We start from the raw sequence: 18,696 nt of genomic DNA, 5'->3' as shown, positions 1-18,696 counted from the left end.
CGCAAGAAAACAGCCGGAGTTGATGGAGTAAGAGCAATCTCTTCAAGACAAAGGTTTGAGCTTGTTAAGAACATTAAGGGAAACCTCAAAGCAAAACCACTGCGACGGGTTTGGATTCCAAAACCTGGTAGGGATGAAAAAAGCTGGAATAGGAATACCCACAATCCAAGATAGAGCAAGGCAAGCCTTGGTTAAATCGGCTCTCGAACCTGAATGGGAATCGAGATTTGAAGGCACAAGCTATGGGTTCCGTCCAGGACGGTCAGCCCATGACGCAATTAGCAGAATTTATACTGCCATAAATCAAGGACAGTACTATGTTCTTGACGCGGATATAGCAAAATGCTCTTACCGTGAACCATGAATACCTACTGTCCAAAATTCATTGTCCAAGCCGCCTAAAAAGAGACCTGAAACAATGGCTCAAAGCGGGAGTGCTAGATAACGGTGTATTCGAGGATACAGAAACAGGGACACCCCAAGGAGGGGTAATAAGTCCAATACTCGCCAACATCGCACTGTTGGGAATAGAAAGGCTAGTTAAAGAAATATATCCTAATAAAGGAACAACCACTCAGGTGAACCTTATAAGATATGCCGATGATTTTGTGGTCATCTCCAAAGACCTAGGAATCATTGAACAGTGCAAGACTGCTATTTCTGAATGGCTAAAACCTGTAGGACTAGAAATAAAACCTGAAAAGACTCGAATCTGTCACACACTCAAAACTATTGAGTATGACGGTAAGACAGAGAATCCAGGGTTCGATTTTCTAGGATTCAATATCAGGCAATATCTGGTAGGAAAATATAAATCTGGAAAAACTGGTGGAGCAGCAAGCCGATTAATCGGCCACAAAACCCACATCAAACCCAGTAATAAAGCAATCAAAGCCCACACAGAAGTGATTAAAGGTGTAATAAAACAATATAGAACAACACCTCAATCAACCCTGATTAGTAAACTAAACCCGATTATTCGGGGATGGTCAAACTATTATTCAGCGGTAGTCTCAGCAGAGACCTTCACTAAACTAGACAATATAATCTGGCAAATGTTACGGGCATGGACAGCATCAAGATGCAAAGGGGTGAACTACGAAAAGCTAAGTAATTATTTCAGACATGGAACGATTAAACTTAGCAATGGGAAAGAAAGACATGAATCTTGGTTGTTCCAGACTAAAGATGGATACCAACTATGGAAACATAATTGGACTCCGATTGTCAGACATACCCTGATACGCCCTGACGCAACACTTTATGACGGAAATTGGACTTACTGGGCAACCAGGAGAGGACAAGCAATCGATACGCCAATTAGGGTAGCAAAACTACTCAAGAAACAAAAAGGTAGATGTACCTGGTGTGGGCAATTCTTTACCCCATCAGATTTAATTGAAGTAGACCACATTGTACCTAGAAGCCATGGCGGAAAGGATGAATACAAGAATCTTCAACTATTACATCGCCACACCCGCGATGATAAGACAGCTCTTGATGAAGAGATGATGCTGTACTCTTAACAAGGAGACGGTCAGACTAGGAGCCGTATGAGGTGAAAGTCTCAAGTACGGTTTTGAATGGGAGGGGTAGACCGTGAGGTCTATCTCGACCCCTAATCCTAACTTGACAATGGACAAGAAAACTATGGCTAGTATTATTCTTCAAGTTGATGAAGAGATTAAGGTGGCATTTGAACAGGCTAACCCGGAAATCCAGAAACAGTTAAGTCATATTGTTGAGTTATTTTTACGAGGAAACTTATACGACAAGCGTTTAACTGAGGTGATGGCAGAAATTTCAGACAAAGCACAACAACGAGGCTTAACGCCAGAAATTTTACAAGATATTTGAGCCGATGACTATGTTGGCTCTATTTTGTTTAGGCTATTATTCGCAACAGTGAGCCACCCCTGAACAGCATCTTGTAAATTTTGCCGAACCTCTTCTATAGTATCTCCCTCGGTAATACAACCCGGAAGTGCTGGAACTTATGCCCAATAGCCACCTTCTTCTGCTGGATGAATAATTGCTGTAATTTTCATAAGCTAAGTATTAGTAAACTGCCGTTAAACAAAATTTTTTCTTCGCCCATTAGCCGTTACAAATGATTTGGCAGCTTGGGTGGGGAATGGTTAATCTGTATCATTACCCTCCTTCACCCCTTCAAAGGGATTACATAATGTTAACTCAGGTACGCGCTTGAAGTCATCCACATTTCTAGTCATCACACAAGCAGAGCAGTGCAATGCAGTTGCCGCAATCAGGGCATCGGGAAGTTTGAGGCGGTTATGTCGCCGTAATTGAATGGTGCGATCTTCAATTTGGGGCAGTAGGGGGACTTGTTCAAACTGCATCAACAAATCAGTAATGACCGCTTCTTCCTCATTGGATAATTCTGGGAAACTCAGCAACTCAATTCGCACAATGCAGGAAATAATCACCTCATTTTGTCTGATAAATGATTCTGAGAAAAATGGCAAGATTGCTGCTTCGTCAGCCAAGTAGTCAATAAATATGTTGGTGTCGTAGAGATACTTCATCGCTCCCACTCCTGACGAATTGTGTCGAGATGCGCCCGGATTTTGTCTCGCTTATCTTTTAGCAATCCCTTGGCTTGGGCAACCTTGGCATAATCCCGTTGCCAGAGGGCTACCACTGAAGCAGGCACATCTACGGTAATAAATTCCTCATTTTGGTCAATTAAATACTGCTTAGAAATTTTAATAATGGGCATGATTTTATCCTTCAATGTTTACTGCTAATTTCAGCCGTTTATATCCAATAATTACAGGATAATAGGTCATGGCAAATCATATTGAGGATATTTCTTTTGCAAATAATGAGCGATCGCCTTTTTGCGATTAGCCCTTTCGGACAAATCAGGCGGTGCATCTTCTAACAGATGTTCAGGATGTCCTCCACGTCTTTCGACAATAGTCTGGCGGGGTTGTAAACTTAACCAGCGTTCTTGAACCAAGCGTTTAATCAATTCATCGCTGGTCGTTTTTTCCTTGGCTAAAATTTCCACTAAACGGGCTTCGGTTTCGGGGTCTAGTTGTATGTTCAGCATGAATCCCTCTGATTTTGGATTGATGTCTAATTGTACCTGATTTACGCCAACTCATCCTTAAACCGATTTAAGTTGAGGAGTCGCTAAGGGGGGGTGACTACTATTATAGCCAAATTTCCAGAAACCAGGTTTATTGACGACATCAATTATCAAATGGATTCCATAAACTTAACCCGTCAATGCGCTTAAAATCATCAACGTTGCGAGTTACCAAAATACATCCGGTGACTAAAGCACAAGCGGCAATGACACCATCAGCCAGTTTTAAGCGATAAGTTCGTCTAATTATCGCCGCAGTATCTAAAACGGCTTCGGTCAATGATACGCAGTTAATTAGCCTTAAAAATTCTCGCATTTCATTGGCTTGTTCTTCGGTTAGACCAGGGTAACAAAGCAATTCAATCCAAGTAATTGGACAGTAAAATCCCTCTGCTTGTCGGATGTCAATTTCCTCAAATACATCCTGAACTTCAGGCTGATTATTAAAATAATAAATCAGGATATTAGTATCCAGAAGGTATTTATTCGGCATCCCATTCTTGTCGAAGTTTTAATTGAAATTTCAGAGCATCGACACGCTTGGGTAAAAAACCACGCCATCGATTCAAGTTCAGTCGGGGTGATTCAGTAGTGTTTTGCGCCTCTTGAGAGGGTTCACCCTGAGAAACTAGGGTGGCTAGATCTTTTAACAGAAGTTTTTGCTCATCTGAGGTTAAAGTTTGAGCTTGATGCAGAATTTCTTCGTAATTAGACATCGCCTTTTTGCGATTAGCCCTTTCGGACAAATCAGGCGGCGCATCTTCTAACAGATGTTCAGGATGTCCCCCACGTCTTTCGACAATAGTCTTGCGGGGTTGTAAACTCAACCAGCGTTCTTGAACCAAGCGTTTAATCAATTCATCGCTGGTCGTTTTTTCCTTGGCTAAAATTTCCACTAAACGGGCTTCGGTTTCGGGGTCTAGTTGTATGTTCAGCATGAGCCTTTCTGATTAGTGATTGATTTCTAATTCTACCGGATTTACGCTAAATCATCCCATTGTAGCTAAATGCCGAGAAACGGGGTTTCTATGGATATCTCGGTTAGGATACAGAAACCTTGACAGAAACCCGGTTTCTTTGATTCCACTAAATCTAAGACATTTCCAGAACTTGTTGCAGAGGAGGGGATAGTTCAATGGGCATAAAATAGTCGTGGGGGTAGAGATAATCTTCCCCTGATTCATCAATTATCCGAATCATTTGATGAAGATTAGCTTTTGAGTCGGGTAAGACTTGATAAATCTTGCGGACTTCTAGGGAAGCCGCACAGTCTGTATTTTTGATGCAAACAACAAAGTTCATGGCTTTTCCTCATCATGGATAAAGCGGCAGCAGTTCAACATCAAACAAAAATTACTTGATTGGCGAAATCTTCTAATTCTCCAATTTTGGCGTAAACCTCTAACTCTTCTATCGCATAACCAATGGAAACTTTAGGACTTAAAAAGAAAATCCCTGTAAACGCTTCACCTTGAGCAACACAATTTTTAGCTAAAACTAAAAAATCGTGATCTGTGGTTACAAGAGGACGCTTGAGTTGCACAGAACGACTCAAAATTATTTCATCAATAGCACTACTATTATTGTCTTATTGAGCGGTCATAACATCAACCCCTCTCAGTTGTAAACCAATTTTAATCGCTCGATGGACTGGAGCATCGAAATAGTAAGAGATTGCCATTTTCATCCTTGCTGCTGCTGCCGTTTTTGCTGAAGCCTTTGTTTAAAATCGGCAGTATGATGACCGACTCCCATTGTAATTAAATCAGCTTGCAGGTTCTGAATTTCTTCCTGTTCTTGAGCAATTTGAGCATCAATCTGGGGTTGATAGGTGTAGTAATAACTGAGGGCAGAATAAATGGCAGCAAGTGGGATTTCTGGGTGTTGAAAGTGCAGTTCTTCTGGACTCCACCCGTGGGCGTGTTTTTCTTGAATCAGTTGGGAAACTGAAACGCGACTATTGGCAATTTTTGCCTGATTTTGAGCATCAATGTCTAGGTATTGCCAAGTTACAGGATTATCTGTGGTGAATGTCATGTTGAGGACGGGGTAAGGGTTGATACTATTGTAGCCCAATGCCAAGAAGCTGGTTTTTTTAATGCAAACAACAAATCCTCTTGAAACTTCCATCCTGGTGCTGCCGTCATTACTCAAGCATTGATTTGAGTTTTTATCACTAACTCCTGAAAATCATCGATAACCGTAAATAAAAATTGCTTCATGATTCAGGGATAAATGCCCGTTCAAAAGCCTGGTTTCGATAACGCCGATACACATCAAAATCACTATCTAAAGTCGCAATAGCTGGAATATTCAGCCGTTCTGAAATAACAATTAGAGACAAATCCGCAAAATCTCCGGGCAAATCTGCATATTGCTGATTCAGTTCAGCAATGCGGGAAAAATCTTCAGGCAGCAGTGGGATACATTCATAAAGTTTTGTCGCCATATCATGAAGAAACTCATTTTGGGTACGCCAATCTGAACCTAATAGCCACATCACCTCAGTAGCACAGCCAACAGTAGTCACTAGGTTACTGGTACATCTTTCAAAGAAGACTCGTACCTGTTGATGATAGCGGTCTTTGGAACTGTAGTAAGCGACTAGAATTCCACTATCTACCAGAATTACAGGATAGTAGGTCATGGCAAATCGTATTGAGGATGTTTCTTTTTCAAATAGTCAGCGATCGCCTTTTTGCGATTAGCCCTTTCGGACAAATCAGGCGGCGCATCTTCTAACAGATGTTCAGGATGTCCCCCACGTCTTTCGACAATAGTCTTGCGGGGTTGTAAACTCAACCAGCGTTCTTGAACCAAGCGTTTAATCAATTCATCGCTGGTCGTTTTTTCCTTGGCTAAAATTTCCACTAAACGGGCTTCGGTTTCGGGGTCTAGTTGTATGTTCAGCATGAGTCTTTCCGATTAGTGATTGATTTCTAATTGTACTTAATTTACGCCAACTCATCCTTAAACTGATTTAAGTTGAGGAGGGGCTAAGGGGGTGACTACTATTATAGTCAATTTTCCAGAAACTGGGTTTCTATGTAGCTGGATTAGAATGCACAAAAATGGGCGGTTTGCTGGTCATGAATTTCTGTCCTCACGGCTTCAACTTCTTGGGTAATTTCTTCTAAAGAGATTTCATCAGTCTTGAAAATTTCGAGAAGATGAGTCAGTTTGCTATCTAGCAATTCTTTGGATAACGCTTCACTGAGTTTTAATTTGTCAGCCTCTGGCAGTTGTTTGACTAGGCTCAAAACTTGTTCAAAACTTAGGGAAAGTTGATATTGAGTTTGGTTCATGGTTTTATGGGGTTGATAATACAGTAATATTTTGACTGGGTGTTAAGAAAGGATTTTCTTCGATACGCTTTACTCTTTCTCGATTTCCAAGTTGGCGAAGTGTTCTTGCACCAGGCGATGGATGAAGCGGTAGCGGTTGCCGACTCTTTGCAGGATGAGGCGATCTGTACAGTAGTCGAGGAAGCGGGTAATATTCCAGGGCATAATGCCAGTAAATCCTAGGATGAGACGTAGCATCAAGCGGCGAAAAAAGTTATAAAATTCTAACCCCAAAATCGTAATAAATGTTGACGGAATTGTCAACAAAATAAGCATTTTTTTAGGAATAATTAATATACTTATAATTATGCTTATAGTTAAAAATATTTGTGAGACAACTGATGAAACCAATAAGACTAAGAAGAAACATAAAAACCTCAGATAAGATTTCAAAACCCTATTTACATCTACTTCTTGCCATAATACATCCATCGATACTTTAATCAGGTCAAACTGTCGAGGTATATTGCCTAACCATTGATTTGATATCCTGTTTCTGAATTTACGATTTACAAAAAAATAAGCAACCCCAATAACCCAAGTTACAACAACGTTAAATGAGTTCAATGACAATACCACAAGTAAAATTGTACTTTCATGTGACTTTATAACTTGGTTTAAACCCCAAAAAATAATCGAAAATAATACAAAAATTGGCACTAATGCAATGCCATTAATTATTGTCTTTTGAAGATTAGATTTTATAAAAAATAAATTTGTTTCTGAGCAATTAAATGATTCTAATTGTTTTATTTTCATAAATTGGGCAATTTTGACCAATCTAGGCTGTGTAGACAAGTATTCTGTTGAGTTACTGGATTTGCAGCATTTACTTTTTTGGTTTTTACTCAGCATCGCCACTCGATAAACACCCAGCAAATAATCGATCGCCCTCTCTTCAGTATTACAATTCCGCCACTCCTCAACATCAATCTGCTGATAAGCAATACTCGTAACCGCCAAAAACAACGGCTGACGAATGAAATCGATAATTTTCTCCGAACCCTTGATACTCTCCCAAAATTCCCCTAAATTGACCGAGGCAAAATAACCCCGAATTTGCTCGTTCGTTAAATCCTCCAAGCAAATCGCCCCATTTAACTGCAAAATCTCCTCATAGTCTTCATATTCCTCCTTGCGACTGCACACCACCAAATGCAACGGCGAAAACTCACCGCCTAAAAACTGATTAATTGCTCGGACACACTTTGCCTGACGTTCCGGTTGCAATTCATCCAACCCATCCAACAACAGCACTAACTCCTTATCCCGAAGCCACTGTTCCCCGATTTCCTGACTCACCCCCTTACTCATAAGCTGAGACAGAACCCACTCCTTAATCGAAGGGTCATATTTTTTCTGTTCCCAGACTTTGGGAAACTCACGTTTTGTCACCTCCTGCCAAGTCGAAAGCTCCAAAATCACCGGAATCGGGGCATCGGTATCCCCTTCTGCCCGCTCAATCAAGGCTTCCGCTAACTCTAATAACGTCGTGGTTTTTCCGCCCCCCGGTTTGCCCAAAATCAGGAACTTGCCGGAAATTGTGGGATTATCAAACACATCCAGAATCGTCGTCTGGGGGGGTAACTGAACGCTGCGCTGTTCCCCCACCTTCACCGACATATCCCAAGGACGTTGCACCTGCTGGGGTTGTTGTTCTTTGCCCAAATTCACGATCGCCGCCCGGTGGATAGACTGGGTTAAACGGCTTTCTACCTCGGTTCGCATCTGAGTCAATACACTTTGACGTTGGCGATACTCCTGTTTAGATAACTGTCGCCCCCCCGGTTGATTGTGCAGCGACTCGAACCCCTGCCGCACCTCTTGACGAAATTCCGTCACTTCTTGGCGCAACTCCTCTAGGCGTTCCTCTAGGCTTTGTAACAATCCGGTGATAGTGGTTTCCATCACCCCCAACTGGTGACAAACTTCGGCAAAACCGGAATCAATACGGTGGGAAATCTGGTTAAAAAATGCCTGCTGCTGGGCGACAGTTCCCCGTAACTGAGTTTCTAATTCCTGGAATTGTTGCAGGATTTGACTGAACTCCTCAGCCTTCATCCCCCCTTGACTCGCTTGCAGTTGACTCAGTTGTGCCTGCATTCCCGTGAGTAACTGCAAGGTTAACCCAGCCCATGCTTTCCCATCATTGGCAAAGTCTTCCTTGAGGGTTTCTCGCAAGGCTTTGGGGAAGGTGGTATGCAGTAATTCGGCGACTTGTTGACGCACCTGTGCGGGAATGGGAAACCCACCCCCTTTACAGGCTTTCATGTTGAGGCGGATGAAAATATCCCCCCATTCTGTAGCGGTGAGGTTGCCTTGTTGGGTGAGTTGGTATTCTGCCGGGGTGAGAAATTGGTCGAGTTTAGCTTCTCGCAGTTCCGGGTAACGTTGCTGGGTGAGTTCTTGTTGAGCGATGTGCAGCCAGTTATCCTTGGCTTGGGCGGCGATTTTTTCTAAATATTGGCGGGTTTGGCCGCGCTGTTGTTTGGCGGCGAGGGTAATGACGGCGGCGATCGCTTTTCCCACCGCTTTGGTTAAGTCATGATTTTCTAGGGAGACTCCCCCCTCTCCTGCGTCAAGTAGCGCATCGATCGCATTAGCCGTATTCCCCGCCGCCACATTCCCTAACGCCGTTGCTAAGATGGGACCCCAGACCATTCCTTCTGCCGCCACGAGGGGGGGAAATGCCAAGCTACCCAGGACGCAGCCGCCACCAATGGCGAGTTTGAGGATGTTATTACGCGCTACAGCCATTCCTACTATGATGATTCAAATGAGGGTTTTTGTCCGTTCATGAATCCTGGCGATCGCCACCCCCTAGGTGATAGTCTCCCCAAGGTTTCTCATATTTATGATACCATGGTGACTGGCAATAGTCAATCCTGAGAAATTGATTTAAACTCAGCAGAAATATTGACCAAAACCCGATTTTGCCATACTTAGTCAACCTGACCCTGGCTACTAAGATTTAAGGGGGATATTTCAGTTCAGGAAACATAACCATGATTTGAGTTATTTCAGATTACCTAACCACCAGATGCCAAGATTAGGGAAATTAACAATTCATATCTGGTAATCTTTATCCACAATCCTAAATGGTAGTAGTGAAGTTATGAAAATTGCGATCGCTCAAATTAACCCCACTGTCGGTGATTTAACAGGTAATGCTCAACTAATTCTGGAAGCAGCCCAGTGGGCTATTAACGAGGATGCTAGTTTACTCCTCACCCCCGAATTAGCCCTAATTGGCTATCCCCCACGAGACCTATTAATCCGCCCCAGTTTTATTAATGCCGCCCAACAACAACTCGAAAAACTCGCCCAACAACTCCCCGTAGAATTAGCCGTTTTAGTCGGGACAGTTTCCCCGAATCATACCGCCAGCCAATTGGGTGGTAAACCCCTCTTTAATACAGCAGCATTATTAATGGGTGGTGAGATTAAACAGATGTTCCATAAACGTTTACTCCCCACCTATGATGTCTTTGATGAACATCGCTATTTTGAACCCGCCCCAACCAGTGATTTTTTCACACTCAAAAAACCTCGGTCAGAGGAGATAGTAAAAATTGGGGTGAGTATTTGCGAGGATTTGTGGAATGATGAGAAGTTTTGGGCACAGCGTAACTATAGCTGCGACCCCATGAAAGATTTAAGCGATCGCCATGTTGATTGGGTAGTAAATTTGTCCGGTTCCCCCTATCGCGCCGGTAAACAAAAATTACGAAAAGCCATGCTAAGTCACAGCGCCCGCCGCTACGGAATTCCCATTATTTATAATAATCAGGTTGGCGCTAATGATGACCTCATTTTTGATGGCTGTAGCTTAGTGATTAATGGCTCAGGAGATGTAGTTAAAAGTTTAGCCGCTTTTCAGACCGATTTACAAATAATTGAATGGGATTTTAACACCTCTACTTTTGTCGGTGATTCTGCCAATATTGAGGATACACAATTACTCGATTCAGATGACGAGATTTGGCAGGCTTTGGTTTTGGGCGTGAAAGACTACACCCGAAAATGTGGTTTTTCTAAGGTGGTAATTGGGTTGAGTGGGGGGATTGATTCTTCCCTGGTGGCAGCTATTGCTACCGAAGCCCTAGGAAGTCAGCAAGTCTTGGGGGTTTTGATGCCATCTCCCTACAGTTCCGAACATTCCATTGAAGATGCTTTGGATTTAGCCAAAAACCTGGGAATTTCTACCCAAACACTGCCCATTGAGTCCGTTATGAATGCCTTCGACAGCACCCTATATAATTTGTTCGCCGGAACTCAATTTGGCATTGCTGAAGAAAATATGCAATCCCGAATTAGGGGCACTTTATTAATGGCAATTTCCAACAAATTCGGTCATCTGTTACTCTCCACAGGTAACAAGTCAGAAATCGCCGTTGGATACTGTACCCTTTATGGTGACATGAATGGTGGTTTAGCGGTCATTGCAGATGTGCCGAAAACCCGTGTTTACTCAATTTGTAAATGGTTAAATGAAAGCCGAGGTCGAGAAATTATCCCTAATAATGTCCTGATTAAACCCGCCAGCGCCGAATTAAAACCCGGTCAATTTGATAGTGATTCTCTGCCACCCTATCATATCTTAGATGATATTCTTTATCGACTTATCGAAAGACACGAATCTGTCCCCACAATTATTGAAGCCGGACATGATTGCCAAACTGTCGAACGTATAGTAAAATTAGTCATGGGCGCGGAATTTAAACGCCGCCAAGCACCCCCTGGGTTGAAAATTAGCGATCGCGCCTTTGGCACAGGTTGGCGGATGCCTATTGCTAGGGGGAAAGATATCTAGGAATGGATAATTTGCCTTCCCAATAGTTTCACAAACTCAGTCCTCTACAAAGTCAACCACCAGCATCAAAATCTGTTTTTCAACCATTGATTAAACCTCTAGTTGCTTGGGTTGAGTAATAGTTTCTCAAATCACTCTATATATATGTTGCCATTTATTCGCGAAGATCTGAATCAATTTCAAGCCTACACCCCCCACCCAGGGGGAGACTCTGGTAGTGCGGTTAAGTCTGATCTAATTTTAGATCGCCTCGATACTAACGAGTCCCCCTATGACCTACCAGGGGAGTTGAAACAGAAATTGGCGAGTATCTATCAACGGGATATTCAAACCAATCGTTATCCAGACGGCAGCCACGAGCCCGTTAAAAAGGCGATCGCTAATTATGTTAATTCTGCCATTTCTGAGGTTTCCACCCCGATAACGGCTGATTATGTGTCTGTAGGGAACGGTTCTGATGAGTTGCTCCGTTCTCTGTTAATTGCCACCTGCTTAAATGGTTCCGGGTCGATTTTAGTAGCCAACCCTACATTTTCCATGTATGCTATTCTCGCCCAAACTTTAGGGGTTCGGGTAGTCACAGTTAATCGGTCCGAGGCGAATTTTGAAATAGATTTAATCGCCGCCAAACAGGCTATTACCGACCAGCAAAACCCCCCCATTAAAGTGGTGTTTGTGGTGCATCCCAACTCCCCCACAGCTAATGCTTTAACCGAGGCAGAATTAGACTGGTTGCGGAGTCTTCCCGAACATATTTTAGTAGTCATTGATGAGGCTTATTTTGAATTTAGCCAAACCACAGTAGCCGGAGAAATTACCCAACATCCTAATTGGGTGATTTTACGGACTTTTTCTAAGGCTTTTCGTTTGGCTTCTTTGCGGGTTGGCTATGCTATAACTTCCCCGGAATTGACTACTATCTTAGAAAAGGTGCGCCTTCCCTACAACCTCCCTAGTTTCTCCCAAGAAGCTGCTTTGTTAGCCTTAACTCACCGGGAAGAATTACAACAGGTCATCCCGGAAATTATTAGGGAACGCGATCGCCTCTTGGCGCGGTTGGCTAATCATCCTCTGTTAAAAGTTTGGCCGAGTCATGGTAATTTTATCTATGGTCGTCTCAAGTCTAATAATTCTGATCAGCGATTAAATCAAATAGTACAGGCTCTCAAATCTCAGGGTTCTTTAATTCGCCATACAGGGGGTGGTCTGAGAATTACCATAGGAACCCCAGCCGAAAATCAACGCACAGGCGATCGCTTATTTTCCTTAACCGACAATTACTAAACGCCCCCACGCAATTAATTATCCTAGCCCCTCCTGGGGAGGCGCACAACCCGGAGGAGAGGGCGGGTTTATTAATATCCTCCTCGGGAGGTGAGTTGACCGCACAACCCGGAGGAGAGGGCGGGTTTATTAATATCCTCCTCGGGAGGTGAGTTGACCGCACAACCCGCCCCTACAATTAATTAAAAAGCGATCGCTAGAGGCTTAGAAATCAGACGATCTAAAATTTGTTTAAGGGCGATCGCCGTCCACTCAATATCAGCCTCAGTAGTTTGTCGTCCCAAAGTTAGACGAATACCCCCCAAACCCTCGCGATCGCTATATCCCATAGCCAGCAAAACCGGACTAGGGCTAAGTTTACCACTATGACAAGCAGAACCCGCGCTAATACCAATTCCCGCCAAATTCAGATGTCGGACTAGAGTTTTCCCTGTAATTCCAGTCACCCCAGCCGGGGGAACCACACAGAAACTAACATGGTGGGGTAGTCGGCGGGTGCGATCGCCTGTAGGTACTAAATAGGGGATATCCGCCAGCAAATCAAACAAGCGATCGCGCAATTTAATCAATCGGGGAGTTTCCCATAAAAGTTCCTGCGCCGCTAATTCCGCCGCCACCCCAAACCCAGCAATAGCCGGGACCGCCTGAGTTCCCGATCGCAATTTAAACTCCTGACCGCCGCCGCCCATAAGTGGCATCAAATCCACCCCCGGACGCACATACAAAGCCCCCACACCTTGCGGACCATAAATTTTATGGCTAGATAGCGATAGCATATCCACAGGTAACTTTTCCACATCAATAGGCAATCTTCCCGCCACCTGGACCGCATCAGTATGGAACAAAACCCCATGGTAGCGGGCTATTTCCCCCAAAGTTTCTATGGGCTGTAAAGTTCCCACCTCACTCTGACCATAAATCACCGACACCAAAACCGTATTCGGTTGTAAAGCCGTTTTTAAATCCAGGGGATGAATGCTACCTTGGCGATCGACAGGTAAACGAGTCACCGACCACCCCCGTTTTTCTAATATTCCTACCGTTTCAGCGATCGCCGAATGTTCCACACTAGAAATAATCAGATGTTGAGGCTGATCATATTTACCCACCACCCCAAATATAGCCAAATTATCCGCTTCCGTTCCCCCAGAAGTGAAAACTATCCCATCAGGCGGCGCATTAATTAAATGTGCCACCTGGGTTCTAGCCATTTCCACAACCGTCGCCGACCTCTGACCCCATTCATGCAAGCTAGAAGGATTACCCCAACTTTCCGTCAATACCCCTTGCATAGCAGCGATCGCCTCTGCACAAGTCGGAGTAGTTGCACTATAATCTAAATAAATTTGCATTAGTCTAACCCCAAAGTGATCATCAAACTAGGGAACTCAGACACACCAAAAACCTTCATTAAACCTACACCCGTCATAATTTACCCGGTTTACAAACGTTATAGTCCTCATGGGATAGGACTTTTTGAGGAATCAGAAAACTGCCACTATCCTGGCATAACATCCTATAGTTACGAGTTACAGGAATGCTGATCACAAAACGATTATGGCGCAACCGCTTCCCACCAAACTCCCGATAATTTTTGTTGCTCGTCAGTCCATCAATAATAGTCCTCGCCCTAATTACAACATAGTCCGGTAATCCCCGTAAATCAATAATATCCTCAGCAAATGAAGCCTCCCACTCCAGTTTCTTATTCTTTCTGTCTTCTAACTCCCGATATTCTTGTTCCTCGGCTATTTTGACTTGTTCACAGCGATGACAAACACGGCCATAACCCTTATGGCCACACGGAAAGGTCTTTTTTCTCTTTGGCATAGCATAGTATGAGGGTTACAACTAACCCTAGCCCCTGGACTATTGTACCAGAGCGACTTTCCGAGTCTCAACTTGTTAAACTAATTTAATCTCCCCCCAACAACCACAGAAAAGTGCTAAAAAATTCGGTAACTCTCAATTACCTATCCAATTAACTATCAATGGTGCGTTTGCTTCATGTCACCCGCTTATTTTGGCTTGGCGCTAGTCTGGTATTTATACTCAACTCCTGTGCTTGCAATTCCCATAGCATCAGGTCTAACAATAGTGCTTCCGTCCAACCCTTAATTGAGCCCTTACCTCAAGATCCACAGATCCGGGTTTACTTTAATCATTCCCAGGCTTCCGTCTATACTGAACCCTATCGCCCCAAAACTCGACTCGGTGATGACCTTGAACAAATTATAGTCGATGCTATTAACAGTGCTTCCCAAAGTGTAGATGTCGCCATTCAGGAATTACGTTTACCCAAAATCGCTCAAGCCTTAGTTAATCAACATCAAAAAGGAGTCCGGGTGCGCGTCATTATTGAAAATGAATATAGTCGCCCCTTTAGTGATTTTACCCCCGCCGAAATTGCCGCTTTTTCTGACAGAGAAAAAGGTCGTTATCAGGAATTTATGCACTTGGCGGATTTAAACCAAAATGGTCGCCTTGAACCTGAAGAAATTAACCAAAGAGATGCTCTGGTTATGCTGGCTAATGCTAATGTTCCCTTAATCGATGATACCGAGGATGGGTCGAAGGGTAGCGGTTTAATGCACCATAAGTTTGTCATAGTTGACCAAAATACAGTTATTGTCACCTCTGCGAATTTTACTACCAGTGATATTCACGGAGATTTTTACTCCGCCGAAAGCCGGGGTAATCCTAATAATTTGTTGTCTATCAATAGCCGTGAGTTAGCCGCGATTTTTACCCGGGAATTTGAAACTATGTGGGGAGATGGACCGGGAGGAGAAAATGATAGTCTGTTTGGGATTAATAAACCTCAGCGGGGAGTTAAACAAGTCTCCGTCGGTCAAGGAACTGTTACCGTTCAGTTTGCCCCCATTTCTGCGACTCAACCTTGGGAAAATAGCGTTAATGGCTTGATTGCTCAAACCTTACAACGAGCTAGGAATGACATAAATTTTGCTTTATTTGTGTTCTCGGCTCAGGAATTGTCAGACACCTTAAAAACAGTTCATCAAAGGGGAGTTGAAATCCGAGGATTAATTGAGGTTGGTTTTGCTTACCGTTACTATAGCGAAGCCTTGGATATGATGGGAATTGCTTTGCCTAATAATTGTCGATATCAACCCGGAAATAACCCTTGGTCACAACCTATTTCTACGGTGGGAGTTCCGAATTTGGCTGAAGGCGATCGCCTTCATCATAAATTTGCCGTCATTGATGATCAAATCGTCATTACCGGTTCCCATAACTGGAGTCGAGCCGCTAATCACTCCAATGATGAGACCTTATTAGTCGTTAATAATCCCACCGTTAACGCTCATTTTCAACGGGAATTTGAGCGCTTATATCAACAGTCAACTTTGGGGGTTCCTGGTTGGCTTTTAAGTAGAATTGAACGGGAAAAACAAAACTGTGGCGGTGTCATTGAAACACCCTTTCATCCATCAGGAGAAATTATTAACATCAATACCGCATCTCAGCCGGAATTAGAAAGCCTTCCCGGTATCGGTCCCGCTTTGGCGCAGCGTATTATAGAAGCACGCAGTCAGCAGCCTTTTACCAGTTTAGATGATGTTACCCGTGTTTCTGGTATTGGACCTAAAACTATCGAAAGATGGGAAAATCTGGTAACCTGGTAAAATCACTACCCCGGCATCATCTCCCTGGGGAATTACTCAGAATATGCTTGACATGGGATAAATATATCTGCTATAATGGTAAGTTGCTTAATCTCTGGAAACCAAACCGATGCGACTTTCCCAAATGCTCTTTGTCACCCTGCGGGAAGACCCGACAGAGGCAGAAATCCCTAGCCATAAACTTCTCCTCCGCGCTGGCTATATCCGTCGTATCGGTAGCGGAGTTTACGCCTATTTACCCCTAATGTGGCGGGTGCTACAGAAAGTATCCCAAATTGTGAGAGAAGAAATGAACGCCACCGGGGCGCAGGAATGTCTACTTCCCCAGGTTCAACCCTCCGAACTATGGAAAGAGTCAGGGCGCTGGGATACCTACACGAAAGCAGAAGGTATCATGTTTTCCCTCAAAGACAGACGCGATCGCTCTCTCGCTCTCGGACCCACCCATGAAGAGGTCATTACCGCCGTAGCCAGGGACATGATCCGCTCTTACCAACAACTGCCCCTACATTTATATCAGATCCAAACTAAATTTAGAGACGAGATCCGCCCCCGATTTGGCTTAATGCGTGGCCGCGAGTTTATTATGAAAGATGGCTACTCATTCCACACCAGCGAAGAAAGCCTGAAACAAACCTATCAAGACATGGATCGCGCCTATCGTAATATATTGCGACGCTGTGGGTTAGATTTCTGTGCCGTAGAAGCTGATTCTGGGGCTATTGGTGGGTCCGGTTCCCAGGAGTTTATGGTTTTAGCTGATGCTGGGGAAGATGAGGTACTATACACCCCTGACGGAAAATATGCCGCCAATGTCGAAAAGGCTGTATCTTTACCCCCAGATGCGGTAGCCTCCGGTTTTACTACCTACGAAAAACTAGAAACCCCTAACACTGCAACGATCGCCACCCTCTGTGAGTTTCTCAAATGTTCCCCTACCCAAGTGGTCAAAAATGTGCTATATCAAGCAGTCTATGATAACGGCATCACCGTTTTAGTCCTGGTTAGTATTCGCGGTGATCAGGATGTCAATGAGGTGAAGTTGCACAATCAACTCACTAATGCTGCTAGTCGCTATGGTGGGAAAGCCTTATTATCCCTCACAGTTCCCGACTCAGAAACACAAGAAAAATGGGCGAGTAAACCTTTACCCCTGGGATATATCGCCCCCTCACTCGATGATGACTACATTATCAGCGATAATAAGCAAATAGCCCCGAAATTCCTGCGATTGGTTGATCAGACAGCCGTAGAGTTGCAGAACTTTGTCACAGGTTCTAATCAGTCCGGTTATCACGTCGTTGGTGCTAATTGGGGAGGGGAATTTCAACTACCCGATTTGGTCGCTGATTTGCGGAAGGCTAAAAAAGGCGATCGCAGTATCCATGACCCTAGCCAAACCTTGGAAAGCGCTAGGGGAATTGAAGTCGGTCATATATTCCAACTCGGTACAAAATACTCTCAAGCTATGGGAGCTACCTATACCAGCGAAACAGGTGAGGATTTACCCCTGGTTATGGGATGCTATGGGGTGGGAGTGTCTCGTTTGGCTCAGGCGGCGGTAGAACAATCCTATGACAAAGACGGTATTATCTGGCCAGTGGCGATCGCTCCCTATCACGCCATCATTACAGTTCCTAATGTCAGCGATAATCAACAAATGGCGATCGCTCAACAACTCTACAGCCAACTTAACCAAGCCGGAGTCGAAACCCTACTAGATGACCGCAACGAAAGAGCCGGGGTTAAATTCAAAGATGCTGACCTAGTGGGGATTCCCTATCGCATAGTCACAGGCAGAGCCATCAAATCCGGTAAAGTTGAGTTAGTACAACGAGCTGACCATGAATCCTCCGAAGTCCCCATAGAACAAGTAGTTTCCCTACTTCAACAAAAAATTAGCCAATCTCTGTAAATTTCTGTACTCAGGGAACAATTAATTTTATTTTAAGTATTGTTTCCGTTCCGTGATATTATTTGTGTTGGCTTACAAAGCTTCACTAGAGAGCTTCGTGGAGTTCACGCCGTGGGTAAACGTGCCGATCATATCGCTGTAACTTATGTCTGATGCCGGGGATATCGTAGAGATGGGGTCTCCAGTCCAGGAGCCAGACTCCTCCATGGGAGAGTATTATCAGCTTCAACGGGAGTTGTTGCTAACTACTATTGTGCTGGCAGTAGTAATCTTCCTGGTCGTTTATTGGTTCTATCCCTGGATAATTGCCCTAAATTACCTCTTGGGAGCCCTGTTGAGTGTGGTCTACTTGAGAATGCTGGGGAAAGATGTGGAACGAATTGGGACACAAAAATTATCCCCAAGCAAAAATCGTTTAGCTGTGTTCGCAGCCTTGATAATTGTGGCTACTCAATTGAATCAACTCAAAATCTTACCGATTTTTCTGGGGTTTCTCACCTATAAAGCCGCCCTGCTAGTCTATACGTTACGACTATTGGTTAGGCCCAACCCATGACGTAAAAATACTCTTGTAATTA

The 18,696-nt window shown here is 43.9% G+C and carries 23 protein-coding genes and 1 pseudogene; 9 read left to right on the top strand and 15 right to left on the bottom strand.

Annotated features, from left to right (window positions below; genetic code table 11):
* The 4 genes and pseudogenes from P5674_RS03265 to P5674_RS03250 form a co-directional block, all read left to right on the top strand.
* Positions 1-174, top strand: a pseudogene (locus P5674_RS03265) (reverse transcriptase N-terminal domain-containing protein); the annotation flags it as partial.
* Positions 134-364, top strand: a complete 231-nt coding sequence (locus tag P5674_RS03260) for a reverse transcriptase domain-containing protein (protein WP_014274255.1) — start codon at positions 134-136, stop codon at positions 362-364. The pseudogene P5674_RS03265 and the gene P5674_RS03260, both read left to right, overlap by 41 nt.
* On the top strand, positions 354-1,526 hold the full coding sequence (locus P5674_RS03255) for a reverse transcriptase domain-containing protein (RefSeq protein ID WP_315642671.1): 1,173 nt from the start codon (positions 354-356) through the stop codon (positions 1,524-1,526). Before P5674_RS03260 ends, P5674_RS03255 begins: the two co-directional genes overlap by 11 nt.
* A gap of 124 nt (positions 1,527-1,650) precedes the next feature.
* On the top strand, positions 1,651-1,857 hold the full coding sequence (locus P5674_RS03250) for a hypothetical protein (protein ID WP_006617880.1): 207 nt from the start codon (positions 1,651-1,653) through the stop codon (positions 1,855-1,857).
* Positions 1,858-1,865: 8 nt separating this feature from the next.
* On the opposite strand, the gene P5674_RS26535 is transcribed toward P5674_RS03250, so the two are convergent.
* The 13 genes from P5674_RS26535 to P5674_RS03185 form a co-directional block, all read right to left on the bottom strand.
* The gene (locus tag P5674_RS26535) at positions 1,866-1,955 is read right to left on the bottom strand and encodes a hypothetical protein (RefSeq protein ID WP_410223212.1); all 90 of its coding nucleotides are present in this window, start codon (positions 1,953-1,955) and stop codon (positions 1,866-1,868) included.
* Between the two features lie 183 nt (positions 1,956-2,138).
* Positions 2,139-2,546: a type II toxin-antitoxin system VapC family toxin gene (locus P5674_RS03240; RefSeq protein WP_006617881.1), complete on the bottom strand. Its 408-nt coding sequence runs from the start codon at positions 2,544-2,546 to the stop codon at positions 2,139-2,141.
* Positions 2,543-2,740, bottom strand: a complete 198-nt coding sequence (locus tag P5674_RS03235; protein WP_006617882.1) for a hypothetical protein — start codon at positions 2,738-2,740, stop codon at positions 2,543-2,545. The genes P5674_RS03240 and P5674_RS03235 overlap by 4 nt, the downstream gene beginning before the upstream one ends.
* Before the next feature lie 66 nt (positions 2,741-2,806).
* Positions 2,807-3,076: a hypothetical protein gene (locus tag P5674_RS03230; protein ID WP_006617883.1), complete on the bottom strand. Its 270-nt coding sequence runs from the start codon at positions 3,074-3,076 to the stop codon at positions 2,807-2,809.
* Positions 3,077-3,218: 142 nt separating this feature from the next.
* Positions 3,219-3,608, bottom strand: coding sequence for a type II toxin-antitoxin system VapC family toxin (locus tag P5674_RS03225; protein ID WP_006617884.1), 390 nt, complete (start codon positions 3,606-3,608; stop codon positions 3,219-3,221).
* A complete protein-coding gene (locus P5674_RS03220; RefSeq protein WP_006617885.1) occupies positions 3,598-4,053 on the bottom strand; it encodes a hypothetical protein in 456 nt (151 codons plus the stop codon). The genes P5674_RS03225 and P5674_RS03220 overlap by 11 nt, the downstream gene beginning before the upstream one ends.
* 154 nt (positions 4,054-4,207) lie before the next feature.
* Positions 4,208-4,417 carry a hypothetical protein gene (locus tag P5674_RS03215; protein WP_006616061.1) on the bottom strand — a complete coding sequence of 70 codons (210 nt, stop codon included), beginning with the start codon at positions 4,415-4,417 and terminating at the stop codon, positions 4,208-4,210.
* A gap of 40 nt (positions 4,418-4,457) precedes the next feature.
* Positions 4,458-4,658 carry a hypothetical protein gene (locus P5674_RS03210; protein ID WP_006616062.1) on the bottom strand — a complete coding sequence of 67 codons (201 nt, stop codon included), beginning with the start codon at positions 4,656-4,658 and terminating at the stop codon, positions 4,458-4,460.
* 140 nt (positions 4,659-4,798) lie between these two features.
* Positions 4,799-5,245 carry a DUF433 domain-containing protein gene (locus P5674_RS03205; protein WP_014274383.1) on the bottom strand — a complete coding sequence of 149 codons (447 nt, stop codon included), beginning with the start codon at positions 5,243-5,245 and terminating at the stop codon, positions 4,799-4,801.
* Positions 5,246-5,333: 88 nt separating this feature from the next.
* Positions 5,334-5,762 (bottom strand): PIN domain-containing protein, encoded by a 429-nt coding sequence (locus tag P5674_RS03200; RefSeq protein WP_315669792.1) that lies wholly within the window; start codon positions 5,760-5,762, stop codon positions 5,334-5,336.
* Positions 5,759-6,028 (bottom strand): hypothetical protein, encoded by a 270-nt coding sequence (locus tag P5674_RS03195; protein WP_006616065.1) that lies wholly within the window; start codon positions 6,026-6,028, stop codon positions 5,759-5,761. Before P5674_RS03195 ends, P5674_RS03200 begins: the two co-directional genes overlap by 4 nt.
* 143 nt (positions 6,029-6,171) lie before the next feature.
* On the bottom strand, positions 6,172-6,420 hold the full coding sequence (vap15, locus tag P5674_RS03190) for a type II toxin-antitoxin system VapB15 family antitoxin (protein WP_006617886.1): 249 nt from the start codon (positions 6,418-6,420) through the stop codon (positions 6,172-6,174).
* 69 nt (positions 6,421-6,489) lie between these two features.
* On the bottom strand, positions 6,490-9,216 hold the full coding sequence (locus tag P5674_RS03185) for an NACHT domain-containing protein (RefSeq protein WP_315669791.1): 2,727 nt from the start codon (positions 9,214-9,216) through the stop codon (positions 6,490-6,492).
* Positions 9,217-9,574: 358 nt separating this feature from the next.
* Here P5674_RS03185 and P5674_RS03180 point away from each other — a divergent pair, with 358 nt between their 5' ends.
* A complete protein-coding gene (locus tag P5674_RS03180) occupies positions 9,575-11,272 on the top strand; it encodes an NAD+ synthase (RefSeq protein ID WP_006617888.1) in 1,698 nt (565 codons plus the stop codon).
* A 144-nt stretch (positions 11,273-11,416) separates the two neighbouring features.
* Complete coding sequence (locus P5674_RS03175; protein WP_006617889.1) at positions 11,417-12,556, top strand: histidinol-phosphate transaminase; 1,140 nt, start codon at positions 11,417-11,419, stop codon at positions 12,554-12,556.
* A gap of 182 nt (positions 12,557-12,738) precedes the next feature.
* On the opposite strand, the gene P5674_RS03170 is transcribed toward P5674_RS03175, so the two are convergent.
* The gene (locus P5674_RS03170) at positions 12,739-13,908 is read right to left on the bottom strand and encodes a cysteine desulfurase family protein (protein WP_006617890.1); all 1,170 of its coding nucleotides are present in this window, start codon (positions 13,906-13,908) and stop codon (positions 12,739-12,741) included.
* 73 nt (positions 13,909-13,981) lie between these two features.
* Positions 13,982-14,386 carry a DUF7682 family zinc-binding protein gene (locus tag P5674_RS03165; protein ID WP_006617891.1) on the bottom strand — a complete coding sequence of 135 codons (405 nt, stop codon included), beginning with the start codon at positions 14,384-14,386 and terminating at the stop codon, positions 13,982-13,984.
* Positions 14,387-14,547: 161 nt separating this feature from the next.
* Here P5674_RS03165 and P5674_RS03160 point away from each other — a divergent pair, with 161 nt between their 5' ends.
* From P5674_RS03160 to P5674_RS03150, 3 genes are all read left to right on the top strand, one after another.
* Positions 14,548-16,203, top strand: a complete 1,656-nt coding sequence (locus P5674_RS03160; RefSeq protein WP_315669790.1) for a phospholipase D-like domain-containing protein — start codon at positions 14,548-14,550, stop codon at positions 16,201-16,203.
* Between the two features lie 109 nt (positions 16,204-16,312).
* The gene (gene proS, locus P5674_RS03155) at positions 16,313-18,118 is read left to right on the top strand and encodes a proline--tRNA ligase (protein ID WP_014274377.1); all 1,806 of its coding nucleotides are present in this window, start codon (positions 16,313-16,315) and stop codon (positions 18,116-18,118) included.
* Positions 18,119-18,263: 145 nt separating this feature from the next.
* Positions 18,264-18,674, top strand: a complete 411-nt coding sequence (locus tag P5674_RS03150) for an ATP synthase subunit I (RefSeq protein ID WP_043468012.1) — start codon at positions 18,264-18,266, stop codon at positions 18,672-18,674.
* Positions 18,675-18,696 lie beyond the last annotated feature (22 nt).

The sequence above is a fragment of the Limnospira sp. PMC 289.06 genome (genome assembly GCF_032350395.1).
Lineage (GTDB): Bacteria > Cyanobacteriota > Cyanobacteriia > Cyanobacteriales > Microcoleaceae > Limnospira > Limnospira platensis.
The sequence above is the reverse complement of the archived record's forward strand: the minus strand, read 5'-3'. Positions and strand labels throughout refer to the sequence as shown.

Bases quoted from the DNA above. Each gene is read 5' to 3' on its own strand.
- P5674_RS03225 (WP_006617884.1), bottom strand. From the start codon at position 3,608: ATGCCGAATAAATACCTTCTGGATACTAATATCCTGATTTATTATTTT.
- P5674_RS03215 (WP_006616061.1), bottom strand. From the start codon at position 4,417: ATGAACTTTGTTGTTTGCATCAAAAATACAGACTGTGCGGCTTCCCTA.
- P5674_RS03220 (WP_006617885.1), bottom strand. From the start codon at position 4,053: ATGCTGAACATACAACTAGACCCCGAAACCGAAGCCCGTTTAGTGGAA.
- P5674_RS03200 (WP_315669792.1), bottom strand. From the start codon at position 5,762: ATGACCTACTATCCTGTAATTCTGGTAGATAGTGGAATTCTAGTCGCT.
- P5674_RS03230 (WP_006617883.1), bottom strand. From the start codon at position 3,076: ATGCTGAACATACAACTAGACCCCGAAACCGAAGCCCGTTTAGTGGAA.
- P5674_RS03170 (WP_006617890.1), bottom strand. From the start codon at position 13,908: ATGCAAATTTATTTAGATTATAGTGCAACTACTCCGACTTGTGCAGAG.
- P5674_RS03235 (WP_006617882.1), bottom strand. From the start codon at position 2,740: ATGCCCATTATTAAAATTTCTAAGCAGTATTTAATTGACCAAAATGAG.
- proS (WP_014274377.1), top strand. From the start codon at position 16,313: ATGCGACTTTCCCAAATGCTCTTTGTCACCCTGCGGGAAGACCCGACA.
- P5674_RS03180 (WP_006617888.1), top strand. From the start codon at position 9,575: ATGAAAATTGCGATCGCTCAAATTAACCCCACTGTCGGTGATTTAACA.
- P5674_RS03175 (WP_006617889.1), top strand. From the start codon at position 11,417: ATGTTGCCATTTATTCGCGAAGATCTGAATCAATTTCAAGCCTACACC.
- P5674_RS03185 (WP_315669791.1), bottom strand. From the start codon at position 9,216: ATGGCTGTAGCGCGTAATAACATCCTCAAACTCGCCATTGGTGGCGGC.
- P5674_RS03195 (WP_006616065.1), bottom strand. From the start codon at position 6,028: ATGCTGAACATACAACTAGACCCCGAAACCGAAGCCCGTTTAGTGGAA.
- P5674_RS03240 (WP_006617881.1), bottom strand. From the start codon at position 2,546: ATGAAGTATCTCTACGACACCAACATATTTATTGACTACTTGGCTGAC.
- P5674_RS03160 (WP_315669790.1), top strand. From the start codon at position 14,548: ATGGTGCGTTTGCTTCATGTCACCCGCTTATTTTGGCTTGGCGCTAGT.
- P5674_RS03205 (WP_014274383.1), bottom strand. From the start codon at position 5,245: ATGGAAGTTTCAAGAGGATTTGTTGTTTGCATTAAAAAAACCAGCTTC.
- P5674_RS03150 (WP_043468012.1), top strand. From the start codon at position 18,264: ATGTCTGATGCCGGGGATATCGTAGAGATGGGGTCTCCAGTCCAGGAG.
- vap15 (WP_006617886.1), bottom strand. From the start codon at position 6,420: ATGAACCAAACTCAATATCAACTTTCCCTAAGTTTTGAACAAGTTTTG.
- P5674_RS03260 (WP_014274255.1), top strand. From the start codon at position 134: ATGAAAAAAGCTGGAATAGGAATACCCACAATCCAAGATAGAGCAAGG.
- P5674_RS03250 (WP_006617880.1), top strand. From the start codon at position 1,651: ATGGCTAGTATTATTCTTCAAGTTGATGAAGAGATTAAGGTGGCATTT.
- P5674_RS03165 (WP_006617891.1), bottom strand. From the start codon at position 14,386: ATGCCAAAGAGAAAAAAGACCTTTCCGTGTGGCCATAAGGGTTATGGC.